This is a genomic window from Rubrobacter calidifluminis (assembly GCF_028617075.1).
GTDB classification, from domain to species: Bacteria; Actinomycetota; Rubrobacteria; order Rubrobacterales; family Rubrobacteraceae; genus Rubrobacter_E; species Rubrobacter_E calidifluminis.
Genome location: NZ_JAQKGV010000015.1, coordinates 34428 through 50264 on the forward strand (window position 1 = coordinate 34428; position 15837 = coordinate 50264).

The 15837-nt window shown below is 67.8% G+C and carries 16 protein-coding genes; 10 read left to right on the forward strand and 6 right to left on the reverse strand.

Going from position 1 to position 15837, the window contains the following annotated elements; genetic code table 11:
* Positions 1-17: 17 nt before the first annotated feature.
* The 5 genes from PJB24_RS12370 to PJB24_RS12390 form a co-directional block, all read right to left on the reverse strand.
* Positions 18-1196 (reverse strand): CaiB/BaiF CoA transferase family protein, encoded by a 1179-nt coding sequence (locus PJB24_RS12370; protein ID WP_273846330.1) that lies wholly within the window; start codon positions 1194-1196, stop codon positions 18-20.
* A gap of 1 nt (position 1197) precedes the next feature.
* The gene (locus PJB24_RS12375; protein ID WP_273846331.1) at positions 1198-2343 is read right to left on the reverse strand and encodes an acyl-CoA dehydrogenase family protein; all 1146 of its coding nucleotides are present in this window, start codon (positions 2341-2343) and stop codon (positions 1198-1200) included.
* Positions 2340-3704 (reverse strand): MmgE/PrpD family protein, encoded by a 1365-nt coding sequence (locus PJB24_RS12380; protein WP_420541941.1) that lies wholly within the window; start codon positions 3702-3704, stop codon positions 2340-2342. The genes PJB24_RS12375 and PJB24_RS12380 overlap by 4 nt, the downstream gene beginning before the upstream one ends.
* A 14-nt stretch (positions 3705-3718) precedes the next feature.
* Positions 3719-4231: a MaoC family dehydratase gene (locus PJB24_RS12385; protein ID WP_273846334.1), complete on the reverse strand. Its 513-nt coding sequence runs from the start codon at positions 4229-4231 to the stop codon at positions 3719-3721.
* A 71-nt stretch (positions 4232-4302) separates the two neighbouring features.
* The gene (locus PJB24_RS12390) at positions 4303-5043 is read right to left on the reverse strand and encodes a GntR family transcriptional regulator (RefSeq protein ID WP_273846335.1); all 741 of its coding nucleotides are present in this window, start codon (positions 5041-5043) and stop codon (positions 4303-4305) included.
* Between the two features lie 163 nt (positions 5044-5206).
* Between PJB24_RS12390 and PJB24_RS12395 the strand changes: the two genes are divergently transcribed.
* The 3 genes from PJB24_RS12395 to PJB24_RS12405 all read left to right on the forward strand — a co-directional run bounded on the left by PJB24_RS12395 (position 5207) and on the right by PJB24_RS12405 (position 8496).
* Entirely contained in the window at positions 5207-6058 is an 852-nt protein-coding gene (locus PJB24_RS12395) for a thermonuclease family protein (protein WP_273846336.1), read from the forward strand.
* A 247-nt stretch (positions 6059-6305) separates the two neighbouring features.
* A complete protein-coding gene (locus tag PJB24_RS12400) occupies positions 6306-7685 on the forward strand; it encodes an MFS transporter (RefSeq protein WP_273846337.1) in 1380 nt (459 codons plus the stop codon).
* Between the two features lie 64 nt (positions 7686-7749).
* Positions 7750-8496 (forward strand): SDR family NAD(P)-dependent oxidoreductase, encoded by a 747-nt coding sequence (locus PJB24_RS12405; RefSeq protein WP_273846340.1) that lies wholly within the window; start codon positions 7750-7752, stop codon positions 8494-8496.
* Here PJB24_RS12405 and PJB24_RS12410 read toward each other — a convergent pair.
* A complete protein-coding gene (locus tag PJB24_RS12410; RefSeq protein WP_420541939.1) occupies positions 8493-9479 on the reverse strand; it encodes an asparaginase in 987 nt (328 codons plus the stop codon). The genes PJB24_RS12405 and PJB24_RS12410 overlap by 4 nt on opposite strands.
* 145 nt (positions 9480-9624) lie before the next feature.
* On the opposite strand from PJB24_RS12410, the gene PJB24_RS12415 reads away from it, so the two are divergent.
* Genes PJB24_RS12415 through msrB form a run of 7 tightly spaced genes read left to right on the forward strand, consistent with a single transcriptional unit; the run spans position 9625 to position 15712 of the window.
* Positions 9625-10563 carry a polysaccharide deacetylase family protein gene (locus PJB24_RS12415; RefSeq protein ID WP_273846342.1) on the forward strand — a complete coding sequence of 313 codons (939 nt, stop codon included), beginning with the start codon at positions 9625-9627 and terminating at the stop codon, positions 10561-10563.
* A gap of 18 nt (positions 10564-10581) precedes the next feature.
* Positions 10582-10935 (forward strand): hypothetical protein, encoded by a 354-nt coding sequence (locus tag PJB24_RS12420; protein WP_273846343.1) that lies wholly within the window; start codon positions 10582-10584, stop codon positions 10933-10935.
* Positions 10932-11936: a CobW family GTP-binding protein gene (locus tag PJB24_RS12425; protein ID WP_273846345.1), complete on the forward strand. Its 1005-nt coding sequence runs from the start codon at positions 10932-10934 to the stop codon at positions 11934-11936. Before PJB24_RS12420 ends, PJB24_RS12425 begins: the two co-directional genes overlap by 4 nt.
* Positions 11933-13192 (forward strand): Zn-dependent hydrolase, encoded by a 1260-nt coding sequence (locus PJB24_RS12430; RefSeq protein ID WP_273846346.1) that lies wholly within the window; start codon positions 11933-11935, stop codon positions 13190-13192. Before PJB24_RS12425 ends, PJB24_RS12430 begins: the two co-directional genes overlap by 4 nt.
* Positions 13193-13229: 37 nt before the next feature.
* A complete protein-coding gene (gene hydA / locus PJB24_RS12435) occupies positions 13230-14657 on the forward strand; it encodes a dihydropyrimidinase (protein ID WP_273846348.1) in 1428 nt (475 codons plus the stop codon).
* Between the two features lie 6 nt (positions 14658-14663).
* Positions 14664-15320 (forward strand): isochorismatase family protein, encoded by a 657-nt coding sequence (locus PJB24_RS12440; RefSeq protein WP_273846349.1) that lies wholly within the window; start codon positions 14664-14666, stop codon positions 15318-15320.
* A complete protein-coding gene (gene msrB / locus PJB24_RS12445) occupies positions 15317-15712 on the forward strand; it encodes a peptide-methionine (R)-S-oxide reductase MsrB (RefSeq protein WP_273846350.1) in 396 nt (131 codons plus the stop codon). The genes PJB24_RS12440 and msrB overlap by 4 nt, the downstream gene beginning before the upstream one ends.
* Positions 15713-15837: the final 125 nt, after the last annotated feature.

Sequence of the window (15837 nt, forward strand, 5' to 3'; positions counted from 1 at the left end):
TCCTCATGGTGTGTTGCTCAGAGCGCGCCCTCGCGGCGTAGCGCTTCCACCCCATCCTCGTCGTAACCGAGCTCCTCGAGGATGGCCTCGGTGTGCTCCCCGACCTCCGGGATCGGACCCATCACTGGCTCCTCCGCGTTCGGGACGGCGGGCGGCAGGAGGGCGTCGAGCGCCCCGACCGGGGAGTCGACCTTCCGCCAGCGCCTCCGGGCCTCGTGCTGCGGGTGCTCCAGGAACTCCCGCACGCTGCGCAGCCGGGCGTTGGCTATCCTCGCGGCGTCGAGCCTCCCTATGACCTCCTCGGAGGAGAGGGCGCCGAAGACCCGTCCGATCTCCTCATGCAGCTCGTCTCTGTTCTCCACCCTCCTGGGGTTCGAGGAGAACCGGGGATCTCCGGCGAGCTCCGGGCGTTGCAGCACCTCCCGGCAGAAGCGCTCCCACTCCCTCTCGTTCTGGATCCCCAGGAACACCGTCCTGCCGTCGCCGCAGGGGAACGGTCCGTAGGGGGCGATGGCCGCGTGCTCCGCCCCGGTGCGCGGCGGCTGTTCCCCGGAGTACATCGTGTAGTATGCGGGGAAACCCATCCACTCGGAGAGGGCCTCGAAGAGCGAAACCTCTATATGCGAGCCCTCCCCGGTGCGCTCCCGCTTCAACAGCGCGGTGAGGATCCCGCTGAAGGCGTACATCCCGGCGGCTATGTCCGCGACGGAGATGCCGACCTTCGAGGGGGTCTCGGGCGTGCCGGTCACCGAGACGAGGCCGGTCTCGCACTGCACCAGCAGGTCGTAGGCCTTCTTCTCGCGGTAAGGGCCGCTCTCCCCGTAGCCGGAGACGGAGCAGGTGACGAGATGGGGGTGCCCGGCGCGCAGCGCCTTCGCGCCGAAGCCGAGCCGCCCGGCGGCGCCGGGGGCCAGGTTCTGCACGAAGACGTCGGCGCGGGAGATCAGACGCCGCAACACCTCCTTCGATCCTTCCTTCTTGAGGTCCAGCGCGATCGACTCCTTCGAGCGGTTGAGCCAGACGAAGTGGCTCGAGAGCCCGCGGGACTTCTCGTCGTAGTGGCGGGCGAAGTCCCCCACCCCGGGACGTTCGACCTTTATGACCCTCGCGCCGAGGTCGGCGAGCTGGCGGGTGGCGAAGGGGGCGGCGACCGCCTGCTCCAAAGAGACGACCGTCATGCCTTCGAGCGGCAGCATCCTAGAACGACCTCGGCAGCCCGAGCACGTGCTCGGCGACGTAGGAGAGGATGAGGTTGGTGGAGATGGGGGCGACCTGGAAGAGCCGGGTCTCGCGGAACTTCCGCTCGACGTGGTATGCGGTGTCGAAGCCGTAGCCCCCGAAGGTCTGCAGCGCGACGTTCGCGGCTTTCCAGGCAGCGTCGGCCGCGAGCAGGAGCGACATGTTGGCCTCGGCCCCGCAGGGCTCTCCCCGGTCGAAGAGCTCCGCGGCCCTAAAGCGCATCAGGTCCGCTGCCTCCACGTCGACGTGGGCGCGGGCTATGGGAAACTGCACCCCCTGGTTTTCGCCGATGGGCCGCCCGAAGACCACCCGCTCTTTCGCCCTTTCCGTGGCCTTCTCGACGAACCAGCGGCCGTTGCCGACGCACTCGGCGGAGATCAGGATACGCTCGGCGTTCATCCCGTCGAGGATGTAGCGGAAGCCTTCGCCCTCCTCGCCGAGGAGGTTCTGCGCCGGGACCTCGAGGTCTTCGAAGACGAGCTCGTTGGTCTCGTTGTTGAGCATCACCCGCCGGGGCTTCACGGTGAGGCCGTTGCCCACGGCTTCGCGCAGGTCCACGAGGAAGACCGAGAGCCCCTCGGACTTCTTCCTCACCGCCTCGCGCGGGGTGGTGCGGGCGAGGAGGACCATCATGTCCGAGTGCTGGACGCGGGAGATGTAGATCTTGCGCCCGTTTATGACGTAGCGGTCGCTTTCTTTGCGGGCGAAGGTCTCTATGGAGGTGGTGTCGGTCCCGGCCCCGGGCTCGGTGACCCCGAAGGCCTGAAGCCGGATCTCCCCGGAAGCTATCTTCGGCAGGTACTCCCTCTTCTGCTCCTCGGAGCCGTGTCTGAGCAGCGTCCCCATCACGTACATCTGGGCGTGGGCGGGCTGGGCGTTGCCCCCGCTCCGGTTGACCTCCTCCAGGATCACGGAGGCCTCGGCGAGCGTCATCCCCAGCCCCCCGTACTCCTCGGGGATGAGCGCCGCGAGGAACCTACTCTCGGTCATCGCCCGCACGAACTCCTCGGGGTACTCGCGCCGCTCGTCGAGCTTCCGCCAGTACTCTTCGCCGAAGCGCGCGCAGACCTGGCGTACGCTCTGCCGCAGCTTCTCGTGGCTCAAGATCTCACCTCCCCGGCTCCTTCGACGAGCAGCGGGCCCACCCCGTCTTCTTCGTGCAGGTTCCAGGCGAAGCGGACGAGCCGCTCCGCCACCTCCTCTCTCGTCCCACCGTGGGCGGCGAGGCGGCGCACCTTCTCCTCTATCTCCGCGCGGCTCAGGGGGTTGCCGGGATCGCCCTTGGGTACGTCGACGCGCGAGGTGACCTCCCGCCCGTCCTTCGTCCTTATGTCCACCAGCCCGATCCAACGCCCCGGATAGGCCTCGTCGACCTCGGGGTCGAGGACCATCTCCACCCGGCGGGCGAATGCCTTTATCTCCCCGTCGTCCAGCGACTCCTCGGTGAAGTCCTCGAGCCCCGCGCGGCCCCTCAGCGCGACGAGCGCGAGCACGAAGCCCATCGAGAACTTGGCCTGGTGCACGCTCGCGGGCTCGACGACGTCCCCGAGAACCTCTATCGCCCCGGCGTGCACCCTCGCCCGCACCGCCTCTATGTCCTCCGCGGCGAGCCTGTGCTCCCGCATCCCGGCGAGCAGGGCGTCGGCCGCCGGGTGCGAGTGCCGGCAGGAGGCGTAATGCTTGAACGAGGTCTCGAGCACGGCCCACCGCTCCCCGAGGTCCGCCGTGAGCCTCCCCGCGTCGGCATCCGAAGACATCCCGGCGGCCATTCCCTTCTCCCCCTCCAGGATGCCCCGCGCACCCCGGAGACCCTCCCGCGCGAGGTACGCCGAGAGGAGCCCGCTGCTCGCGGCCCGGGCGGTGTGCAGCTGCTTGGAGTCGGCCCCCTCGGAGAGGAACTGCCAGAGCCCCGCCGCCTGGGTCCCGGCCGAGCCCAGGGCGTCGGCCATCTCCGCCTCGTCCGCCCCGAGAACGTGCGCCGCCGCGGCCGCCGCCGCGAGCGTCCCGGCCGTGCCCGTGGTGTGGAAGACCCTGTAGTGCGAGCGCCCGAGGAACTCCCCGACCCTCACCCCGGCCTCGTACCCGGCGACGGCGGCCGTGATGAGCTCCCTCCCCGAGGCTCCCTCCTCCTGCGCCGCCGCGAGCGCCGCCGGGAAGACGACCGCCCCCGGATGCAGCACGGAGGCGTTGTGCACGTCGTCCTGCTCGACGGCGTGCGAGGAGGCGGCGTTCACCAGCGCCGCGAAGAGGGGAGAGGTGCGCCACCCGAAGGCCAGAACCTCACACGACCCCTCCCGCGGCCCCAGCGCCCGCGCCACCCGCTCTATCGCCCGGACCGGCCGCTCCCGCCCCCCGGCGAGCGCCGAGCCCGCCCAGTCCAGGAAGAGCTCCTCGCTCCGGAGCACGGCCTCCTCCGGGAGATCCTCGTACCGGAGCCCCGCGAGGAAGGAGGCGAGCTCCTCCATCCTCCACCCGCCTTTCACCCCTCCCCCCTTTCCTGCGGACGCGGGCGTGCCCTCTTCGGCCCCCGCCCCCGCTTGTAGACCATGATGGTCCTCCTGAACTCGATGACGACGGTCCCATCCTGCTTGTACCCTTCCGTCCTCACCTCCACGATCCCCACATCGGGGCGGCTGCGCGACTCCCGCTTAGAGAGCACCTCCGAGCGCGAGTAGATCGTATCCCCCTCGAAGACCGGCGCCGGAAGCCTGACCGCATCCCACCCCAGATTGGCAAAGACGTTCTGCGAGACGTCGGTGACGCTCTGCCCCGTCACCAGCGCCAGCGTGAAGGTGGAGTCCACAAGGGGCCTCCCGAACTCGGTCTGCGCCGCGTAGTGCGCGTCGAAGTGCACCGGCGCCGTGTTCTGCGTCAGAAGCGTAAACCAGATGTTGTCCGTCTGCGTCACCGTCCGTCCCAGCGGGTGCTCGTAGACGTCCCCCACCTCGAAGTCCTCGTAGAAACGTCCCTTCCAGCCTTCTTTTCCTGCCATGCAACACCCTCCCGCTGAGAGATGTTCTTTCTTCCAATTATGTACGTACAAATCTCTGGAGTCAAACGGGGTCAGTGTATGTCTCCACGGCGCAGTTCGAGGCGGTAGGAGTAGCGGCTGGGGTTGTAGTAGGAGATGGCGAGTTCTACGGGGGTACCGTCTTCCAGGTAGTAGAGGCGTTCGACGTAGAGGAGGGGATCACCGGGTTTGCAGTCGATGTGGCGGGAGATGCACTCTGGGGCCGGGATGGCGGTGAGTTCCTGGCTTGCCCCGACGATGGGTGAGGGGAGCACGCTCTCCACGGTCCCGATGACGGTACCGGGGCCGTCTTTGGGGAGCTTCTTCTTCTGCAGGCGTTCTCCGGCGTCGGGGGTGAGGTAGACGCGGGTGAGGACGAAGGGGTTGCCCTCGTAGAGGCGGCGGATGGTGAGGGTGGCGACCTCGTCCGTGGGGAGCTCGAGGCTGGTGGCGTGCTCCTCATCGTGTATGATCTCGACCGGATCGAGCACCTCCATCTCGGTGCCGGTCCAGGACATCATCTCCTCCAGGGTGCCGATGGAGCGAAGGTACTTGCCGCGTTTGGAGAGGCCGGTGACGAAGGTGCCCCGCCCGGGGACGCGGTAGACGAGACCGTCGGCGACCAGCGACTGGAAAGCCTGGCGCACGGTGTGGCGGCTGACGCCGTAGCGCTCGCAGAGCTCGGCCTCGGTCGGCATCTGGGCGCCCTCTTCGAACTCGCCGCTCTCTATGGCCTCCCGCAGCATGTCCGACAGCCTGCGGTAGGCAGCGGGCTTGCGTCGCTGGCCTTCCATGTACGATCTCCCTTCCGTGTCCCTGCGGGACCAGGTGTTATCTTGCGATAACGAGTATAGTTTTGCGTGTGGCCACGCGCCAAACCGGTGTGTGGAGGATGTGTGCGGGGACGCGTGGTCGAAGGGCCGTGATGGTCGTCTCTGGGCGGGAGAAAGAATGGAGATGGAACGAGAGACGGAGCTCTGCCTCCTCGCGAGGCTGGGGCTTCTCTTCTCCTTCGCAGCTCTGCTCGTTCTGACGGGCTGCAGCGGAGATGGGGGGCTGGAGGTGGGGGGAGTGCCGTCATCCACCGCCTCCACCACTTCCGCGGGCGTCCGGGTCGTCGTGAGCCGGGTGGTCGACGGCGACACCCTGAAGGTCTCGCCTCCGGTGGGAGGTGAGAGCACCGTGCGGATCATAGGCGCCGACACCCCCGAGGACGTGCGTCCCGGCTATCCCGTCCAGCCTCTCGCACTCCGGGCGGCCTCCTTTACCCGCTCGCGGCTGGAGGGCCGCCGGGTGCGCCTGACCTTCGACGAGGAGCGAAAGGACCGCTACGGCAGGCTGCTCGCCTACGTGTGGGTGGACCGGAAGACCATGCTGGAGGATGAACTGTTGAGGAGGGGACTCGCCCAGCTACTCATCATCCCGCCCAACGACCGCTACGCCGCACGGTTCGCCGCAGACCAGCGGCAGGCCAGGCGCGCGCACCGCGGGATCTGGGGCCTCCCCCGCGCCGAACGCTGCCGGGAGACCAACCGGGGCAACGGGATAGGCGAGGGCTCCCCCGGCTGTGGCACCGGCCCCGACTCCAGAGGCTCCGCCGGAAGATCCCCGGGCGTGGCCCCCTCATCCGAGGAGTCCTGCCCGAGAGGTTACCAGGTGAAGGGCAACATCACCCGCGACGGACAGAAGATCTACCACCTCCCCACAGGCGACCCCTACTACCAGGCCACCCACCCCGAGCGCTGCTTCGCCTCCGCCCGGCAGGCACGCGCCGCCGGCTACCGACCCCCGATCCTCCAGCACGATTGAACCGGACGAAAGTATCGCGACCTCGTCCACAGGTCTGAATATCCCGGTCTCACCCCACGGGATTTTTCGCTTCCTGGCCGAAGTGTAAAGGGACGGACATTTTTATTATGTTCCCGGCATGCCCGGAGCAATACAAGATGTACTTGACACGAATATTGTGCGTACATATCATATTAGTACGGACAAATATGGACGGGGTTGACGGGATGGCGCCGTCCGTCGGGAGGCTGAGTAGAGAGGAGGAAGGATGACGACTGGTGAATCTGAGGTGTCTCGCGGGACTGGGGATGGGAGGTTCGAGGGTGCGCCGCGCATAGAGACGAGCCTTCCGCAGCGGGCGCTGGTCTACTCTTCGATCGTTGCGTTTCTCGCGTGGGTGTTTTCGGTCTACGACTACACGCTCTTCGGGACGCTTCTGCCGAAGATGGCGCAGGATCTCGGGTGGTCGACGGCTACTAGCACTGCTGTGGCCACCTGGGTTTCGGTGGCGGTGTTTCTGGTCTCGCTTCTGGTGGGCCCGATGCTCGACCGGCTGGGGCGCAAGCCTTCGCTCATCCTCACGACGGTGGGGGCGGCGATAAGCTCCGGGCTGACCTCGCTCGCTTTCGCCGCGTGGTATGTGATCGTCGTGCGGGCGTTCTCCGGGCTTGGGTACTCGGAGCAGGCGGTGAACGCCGCCTACCTCAACGAGATCTACGGCAACCGCAGGCGGCGGGGGCTCATCTACAGCATGGTGCAGGGTGGATGGCCGATCGGGGTTCTGGTCGGTGCTGCGCTGGCGGCTGTCCTGGTTCCCGGCGTCGGCTGGCGCGGGACGTTTTTGGTCGCGACCGCCCCGGCGATCATAATCGCCGTTTTGGGGTTCAAGCTTCGGGAGTCTCCGCGGTTCCAGGCTATGAAGCACGCGAGGAAGCTCGAGCAGGAGGGGAGGCACGAGGAGGCGGTACGCTTCGGCAGGCAGTACGGCATCGACGTACGCCACAGCGACCGCAACACCTACCGTCAGATCTTCGAGCCTGGAATAAGGAAGCATACGATCTTCCTGGCGCTGGCGTTCCTGACCAACTGGATCGGAATCCAGGTCCTGGTCGTTCTGGGAACCACGATCCTCACCCAGGGCAAGGGGGTCTCCTTCAGCAGCGCCCTGATCTTCCTCGTCGTCTCCAACGCGGCAGCCTACATCGGATACCTCTGCCACGGGTTCGTCGGCGACATCGTCGGACGCCGGCGGACGATCGCGATAGGCTGGCTCATCGCCGGGGTGGCCTACTCGGCGATGCTCTTCGGCCCGAGCAGCGGTGCGTTCGTCCTCGCCACCTACACGATAGGGCTTTTCTTCATCATCGGGCCGTACGCGGCCTTGCTGTTCTACATGGGTGAGTCCTTCCCCACCAGGATGCGCGGTACGGGGACTACTGTCGTGAACGCCATGGGCCCGATCGGCGCGATCGTCGGCTCGGCGCTTTTGACGGCCTTCCTCGAAGCCGGGCTTGGCGTGACCACCGCCGCGTTCCTCTCCGGGGCTCTGGCGGTCATAGTCTCCGGGTTCCTGATGTTCGGCACCCGCGAGGTCAGGGGAGCGACCCAGGCCGAGCTCGAGCTCCTCGAAGAACCCTCTTCGGTCTGAGGTTTTCGTTAAGCCGGTTTGGGGGCCGCTGCGGTGGGCGGCCCTCGTCCAAAAGGAGGTGCCGTTGACAGCGAACCGCATCAGGGTCGCCCTCGTCACCGGGGCGGGGAGCGGGATCGGACGCGCCGTGGCGCTTCGGCTGGCGGAGGAGAGCTACGCCGTGGCCGTAAACGATCTGAAGCCCGATACCGCGGAAGGTACCGCCTCGGCGATACGCGAAGCCGGAGGCGTCGCAGAGGCCGTCCCCGGCGACGTCTCCGACCCCGAGAGCGTCCACGCCTTCTTCGAGAGGGCGCACGAAGTTTTCGGTGCGCCGGAGGTCCTGGTCAACAACGCGGGGTTTCTGCAGCAGAAGCCCTTCGTCGAGCTCACCGTCGAGGACTTCGACCGCATGATCTCCGTGCACCTGCGGGGGACTTTCCTGTGCATAAAGGAGGCGTTGCCCGAGATGCTCTCCCGCGGGCGCGGGGTGATCGTCAACGTGGCCTCCCAGCTCGGACAGATCGGGGGCATCGAGCTGTGTCACTACAGCGCCGCGAAGGCAGGAATCATCGGGCTGACCAAGGCTCTCGCCCGCGAGGTCTCTGCACGAGGGGTGCGGGTTAACGCCGTCGCCCCCGGCCCCATCAACACCGAGCTCGTGCAAGGCCTCTCCGAGGAGTGGCGCCGCGCCAAGGCCGCGGAGCTCCCGCTGGGGCGCTTCGGCGAGCCGGAGGAGGTCGCGGAGACGGTCGCGTTTCTGGTCTCGGATAGGGCTTCGCTCTACGTGGGACAGACGCTCGGCCCCAATTCGGGCGACGTGATGCTCTAGATGTACCACCCCTCGAAGGCGGCTTCTATCTCGTCCGGCCCCTCTCCCCGGCGCAGCAGGATGGTGAGCAGGAGCCTGGCCTTGAGCCCGTCGAGCACCCCGCCCCAGATGAGCCCGCGCGAGAGCAGATCCATCTCGGAGCCGGAAAACCCGTACGTGTTCCGGAGTACGTCGCCGCTCCCGGTGCGGGAGGTGAGGACGACCGGCATCTCGGAGGCGAGCCGCTCGACCTCCCCGACCATCCTCGACGGGACGTGCCCGCCGCCGAATGCCTCGATGACGAGCCCGGCGTACCCGGTCTCCCGCACCGCCGAAAGCAGCCTCCCGTCGTCGCCGACGGCGAGCTTGAGCAGCGCGACCTGCTGCCCGGCTCCCGCCGGAGGGGGCTCCACCGTGTGCCGCGCCGGAATCCGCCAGGCGAGCCTCACCACGCCCTCCGAGAGCCAGCCCAGAGGCCCGGCCACGGGCGACTGGAAGGTCGCAGGGCTCTGGGTGTGCGTCTTCCTGACGAAACGGGCGGCGTGGATCTCGTCGTTCATCACCACCAGCGCCCCAAGACCCCTCGCCTCCGGAGCCGCCGCGACGCGCACCGCACCGAGCAGGTTCGCCGGGCCGTCGGCCCCGGGGAGTGTGGGGTTGCGCATCGCCCCGGTTACGACGACGGGCGCATCTCCCTCGACGAGCAGGTCCATCGCGAAGGCGGTCTCCTCGATCGAGTCGGTCCCCTGCGTGATCACCACCCCGTGCGCCCCCCCGGCGATCCTCCGCCGCGCCTCCCCGGCCACCTCGATGAGGTCCTCTACGGTAAGGTCCGAGCTCGGCATCTGCCTCAGCGATTCCGCCTCGACCTCCGCCACCCCGGAGATCTGCGGCACGCTCTCCACCAGATCCTTCCCCGTAAGCCTGGGTACCACCCCGGGCCCAGAACCCCGTACGGAAGAGATCGTCCCACCCAACGAGAGAACAGCCACCTTCGGAAACATCCTCTCCCTCCTTGATTTCGACGTTATTTGTACGTACAATACTACCGCCATGGCCGGGGCTAATGCAAGGCTCTGGGGGCGGGCGCCGCCGGCCGTGGTGTGGCAAGGGGTGTTTTGGGTGATCGTTTCGAGGAAAGGAGGAAAGGTGCCGGAGAAAGAGATCTTCTGCTCCATCGGGGTGGACATAGACGCGGTGGCCGGGTGGCTCGGCTCTTACGGGGGTGAGGACTCGCCGGACGACATCTCGCGCGGGATGTTCGCGGGGGAGATAGGCGTGCCGCGGTTGCTCAAGCTCTTCGAGCGGTACGAGATGAGGACCACGTGGTTCATCCCCGGGCACTCGATCGAGACCTTCCCGGATCAGGTGAAGATGGTGGTCGACGCGGGGCACGAGGTCGGGAGCCACGGTTACTCGCACGAGAACCCGGTGGCGATGACGCCGCAGCAGGAGCGGGAGGTGCTCGAGTACTGCATCGAGCTCATCGAGAAGGTGACCGGGCGCCGGCCGGTCGGGAACGTCGCCCCGTGGTGGGAGGTCTCCAACGCGACCAACCAGCTTTTGCTCGAGTTCGGGTACAAGTACGACCACTCGCTGCAGCATAGGGACTTCACCCCCTACTACGCCCGGGTCGGCGACACGTGGACCAAGATCGACTACTCCAGGCCCGCACGGGAGTGGATGAAGCCGCTCGAGCGCGGGGAGGAGATAGACCTGGTCAAGATCGGGGGCAACTGGTACCTGGACGACCTGCCGCCGATGATGTTCATCAAGGCCTCTCCCAACAGCCACGGCTTCGTCAACCCGCGCGACATAGAGCAGCTCTGGCGGGATCAGTTCGACTGGGTCTACCGGGAGATGGACTACGCGACCTACTGCCTGACGATCCACCCGGACGTCAGCGGAAGGCCGCAGGTTCTCCTGATGCTCGAGCGCCTCATCGACTACATAAACGGGCATCCCGGGACGAAGTGGGTGACGATGGAGGAGATCGCCGACGACTTCGTCAGGCGCTTCCCGCGCAACCAGCCCAACCACGACCCGGGGCTGAACATGTACGGGATCGACACGCCGGCGACGAAGTAGCGGGCGGGGGAGCACCTCGTGTGTGTGCTGTGCGGGCAGGACTTCGTCGGGCGGCTCCACTGGACCGACCGTCACGTCACGGACCGGGCGCTCGCGGCCGGACCGGGCTCCGACCCGGGCGAGCACCAGCGGGACCGGCGCCGGGACAGGGCCCACAGGGTGGCCCTGCTCAACGGGGTGCTCCCACATTACGGCCTGAAGGTCGAGGACTGGAGCGGGAGCAAGTACCTGCTGCGTGACCGCAAGGGCAGATCGGAGCTGGTGCAGGACTTGGGCGCTCTGTGGCCCGCGGCGCAGCGGCTCTCGGGCAGGGTGCCGGACCCGCTCGATGCGGCGCTGCTCGAGAGTCTGAAAGAAGGGGGTGGACGGTGACGATCCCGGTGACCGTCGTGACCGGCTTTCTCGGGAGCGGCAAGACCACGCTGCTCTCGCGTGTGCTGCGGGAGCCGGAGCTCGAGAACACCGCCGTCATCGTCAACGAGTTCGGCGAGGTCGGGCTCGACCACCACCTGCTCAGGCCCGTCGCCGAGAGGACGCTCCTTCTGGGAAGCGGGTGCGTCTGCTGCAGCGAGCGCGAGGATCTGGTGGCGGCGCTCGGGGAGCTTCTGGACCTTTGCCAGCGGGGTGAGATCCCCGCGCTCGACCGCGTGGTCATAGAGACGACCGGGCTCGCCGACCCCGCCCCCATACTCCACACCGTCTTCTCCCACCCCGTGCTCTCCCACCACTTCACGGTCGACCTCGTCATAACCACCGTGGACGCGGTGAACGGCGCGATGCAGCTCTCCGGGAGCCCCGAGGCGACGAAGCAGGTCGCCGCGGCGGACGAGATCGTCATCACCAAGACCGACCTCGCCGGTCCGGGAGCGAAGGAGGAGCTCGAGGCGCGCATCGGGGCGATAAACCCCTCGGTACGCATCGTCGAGGCATCCTTCGGAGAGGTGGACGTGAGGGAGCTCCTCTCTCCCGTGGTGCGGGTGGGGGAGCGGGATCTCCCGCGGCTGCAGGAGCACGACACCGCCTCGACCCACACCGTCTCGGTCACCTTCGACGGGCCGGTGGACTGGACGGCCTTCGGGATCTGGCTCAGCATGCTCCTGCACGCCCGCGGCGAGAGCGTGCTGCGGGTCAAGGGGCTCCTGGACACGGGGGGACCGGGGCCCGTCGTCCTGAACGGCGTCCAGCACGTCATCCACCCGCCGCAGCACCTCGACCGCTGGCCGGATAGGGACCACCGCTCGCGCGTCGTCTTCATCACCCGCGACATACCGGAGGATAGCCTCCTCGCCTCGCTCGGGGGTTTCTCCGGGCTGCTCGGCGCTGCGGCGGTGCCGCTCGGAGAGCGTGTCTCGGTCCGGGGAGGATCGTCATGAGCGAACGCTGGATCTCAATAGACCGCGAGAGGAGCGCCCGCAGGATGGAGCGCGACATCGAGACGCTCGCCGGGCCGGATTACACCCGCTCGCGTAAGGCGATACGCCGCTACGCCTACACCCCGGAGTACCGCAACACCCTCGACTACTTCATCAAGGAATTGGAGGCCGTGGGCTTCGGGTGCACCGAGGACCCCGTCGGGAACCTCGTCGCCCGCAACCGTCCCGCCGGGGAGAGGGTCTTCGGAATAGGCTCGCACTGCGACTCCAACCGCAACGGCGGCAAGTACGACGGGACGATGGGGGTCGTGGCGGCGCTCGAGGTCTGCCGGCTGAACGAGGAGCTCGAGCTCGGGCTGCCCCTGCAGGTGATCTCGTTCCTCGAGGAAGAGGGCTCGGGGTTCGGGCAGATGGTCCTGGGCAGCCGCATCGTCGCCGGGCGGCTCTCGGAGGAGGAGCTCAGGAGTTTCCGGGCGATAGACGACGGGCGCACCTTCTTCGAGCACGCGAAGGAGGCCGGTTACGAGCCGGAGCGGTGGCGGGAGTGCGCCCGCATCCTCGACGACCTCGTCGGGTGGATCGAGCTGCACATAGAGCAGGCCCGGGTGCTCGAGGACACCGGAAACCGCCTGGGGATCGTCGACGCGATAGCCGGCTACGTCCACGCGGACATCACCGTCCTCGGGCGCAGCGACCACGCCGGGGCCACCCCGATGGACCTCCGCAGCGACGCCGGGCTCGTCATGGCCGAGTGCATGCTCGAGCTGGAGCGCCTCGCCAGGGAGGCGCCGGGGGGTACGGTCGGGACCGTGGGCGAGGTGGAGCTGGAACCTAACCTGATCAACGCGGTCCCCGCCCGGGCCCGCTTCTCTCTAGACATCCGGGGGGTGGACGAGAGCGCCTTCCGCGGCGTGGCGCGCCGCCTGCGGGACTTCGCCGCAGAATCCGCGCGGCGGCGCGGGGCCACGTCCGATTACTCGGAGCGCCAGAGCCTGTCGGTGACCCCGCTCGACGAGCGGGTGGTCGGGGCGCTCGAGGAGGCCGCCCGGGCGAGCGGCGAGCCTTACCTGCGCATGCCCTCCGGGGCCGCCCACGACACCATGTGCGTCGCCGGGCGGGTGCCGGCCGCGATGGTCTTCGTCCCCTGCGAGGAGGGCGTGAGCCACTCGCCCGAGGAGAAGGGCGACCCGGCGGACGCCGCGCTCGGGGTCGAGGTCATGCTCAACGCGATAAGGAGGCTCGTCGCCGCGGGATAGGGTATCTTGGAGGAGGAGAGACGAGGAAAGGAGAAGCATGTCCGTTCTGATAAAAGGCGGCCGCATCATCACCGCCGCCGACGACTACGTGGGGGACATCTTCATCGAGGACGATACGATCTCGCTCATCGGGCGTTCGCTCGACGTGCGGGCGGAGAAGGTCATAGACGCGAGCGGCAGGTACGTCATCCCCGGCTGCGTCGACCCGCACACCCACATGGAGATGCCCTTCGGCGGGACCGTGAGCTGCGACGACTTCACCTCCGGCACGATCTCCGCGGCCTTCGGCGGGACGACGACGATCGTGGACTTCTGCCTGCAGCAGGCCGGGCAGACGCTCCCGGAGGCGCTCGAAACCTGGCACGAGAAGATAGAGCGCGCAAAGCCGGTCATCGACGTCGGCTTCCACCTCGCCGTCACCGACCTCCACGAGAAGGGGACGCTCGAGGACCTCGCGAAGGCCCCCGAGGAGGGCGTCACCAGCTACAAGCTCTTCATGGCGTACAAGGGCGCGATCATGGTGGACGACGAGACGCTCTTTAAGGTGATGCAGTTGGCCTCCGAGACGGGCGCCCTCGTCATGGTGCACGCCGAGCACGGCGACTCGATAGACGTGCTCGTCAAGCAGGCGCTCGCGGAGGGGAAGACCGAGCCGAAGTGGCACGCCGCGACCCGTCCCCCGATAACCGAGGGCGAGGCGACCAACCGCGCCATCCAGCTCGCCCACCTCGCCGACGCCCCGCTCTACGTCGTCCACGTCTCGTGCAGGGAGGCCATAGAACCGGTGGCCCGCGCGAGGGAGGCCGACTGGCGGGCCTGGGGCGAGACCTGCACCCAGTACCTCTTCATCGACGAGAGCTACCTGGACAAGCCAGACTTCGAGGGCGCCAAGTACGTCTACACCCCGCCGCCGCGCCCCAAGGAGAACCAGGAGCACCTCTGGCACGCGCTCTCCACGGGCGTGCTCTCTGTGATCTCGACCGACCACTGCCCGTTCAAGTTCGACGGCCAGAAGACCCTCGGCAAAGACGACTTCTCCAAGATCCCAAACGGAGGCCCCGGCGTCGAGGATCGGCTGATGATGATCCACAACTTCGGCGTGCGGGAGGGACGCATCTCGCTCAACAGGATGGTCGAGCTGCTCTCGACCGCCCCGGCGCGCTTCTTCGGGCTCTACCCGCGCAAGGGCACGATAGCCGTGGGTTCCGACGCGGACATCGTAATCTTCGACCCGAACAAAAAGAAGACCATCTCCGCCTCGACCCACCACTCGAACATCGACTACAACCTCTACGAGGGCACCGAGGTCACCGGGGTTCCGGAGACCGTTTTGCTGCGCGGGCAGGTCCTGGTCGAGAACGGCGAGCTGGTCGCGAGCCCCGGCGCCGGGCGCTTCGTGAAGCGGGCGCGCTTCGGCGAGGAGCTTCCCGGGACGGCCGGTGAGCGCCCGATCAGCGTTGGGTGATCGCGGATGACCGACGAGCAGACCCGCCGCGTCTACGAGCGGGCCCGGATGGGCGGGCGCCTCGGCGCCCTGGGAGAGCGACCCGCGGTCCTGGTCGTGGACTTCAGCTGCGGCTTCACCGACCCCGAGTGCCCCCTCGGGGCGGACATGACCGCCGAAATAGAGGCCACCCGTCGCCTGCTCGACGCCGCCCGCCGGCGCGGCCTCCCGGTGATCTTCACCACCATCGGCTTCGAGGAGAACCTCGTCGACGGGGCGCTCTGGGTCAGGAAGGTCCCTTCTCTGGGTGAGTTGCGGCTCGGCAGCCGCTGGGTCGAGCTGGACCCCCGCCTGGGGCGCCGCGAGGACGAGACCCTCATCGTCAAGAAGGGGGCGTCGGCGTTCTTCGGGACGAACCTCGCCGCTGTCCTCACCTCATTGCGGGTGGACACGGTGGTGCTCTGCGGCGCGACGACGAGCGGCTGCATCCGGGCGACGGCCATAGACCTGCTGCAGCACGGCTACCCGGCGCTCGTGCCCCGCGAGTGCGTCGGCGACCGCGCCGCACCTCCACACGAGGCGAACCTCTTCGACATCCAGGCCAAGTACGCCGACGTGGTCTCTGTGGAGGAGGCGCTCTCGTTCCTGGAGCGCGCCGGAGGTGGTGCTAGAATCGGGGTATGAGCGAGAAAACAGGAAAGACCGACGAACAGTTGCGCCGGGAGCTCTCCCCCGAGGAGTACGCGGTGACCCGCCAGAAGGCGACCGAGCCGCCCTTCACCGGGCGCTACTGGGACAACCACGAGGAGGGGGTCTACCGCTGCGTGGTCTGCGGTACGCCCCTCTTCAGCTCGGAGACCAAGTACGACTCCGGGACCGGCTGGCCGAGCTTCTGGGCCCCGATCGACGAGAAGAACATCGGAACCGAGGTCGACGACAGCCTCTTCATGCGCCGCATCGAGGTCCACTGCGCGAACTGCGGCGCCCACCAGGGCCACGTCTTCGACGACGGCCCGGAGCCCACGGGCAAGCGCTACTGCATCAACTCCGCCGCGCTGCGCTTCGAGCCCAGGTAGGGCCGGACCCCAGGCATCTCCGGGCCTCACCCGTCCGGGTTCCGCCCCCGCGTGTTTGCTCGCCGCTCTCGGTGGCTGGCTTTCCGGGCGCCAGGGAGACGCTTCCGGATAGTCTGGCATATCCC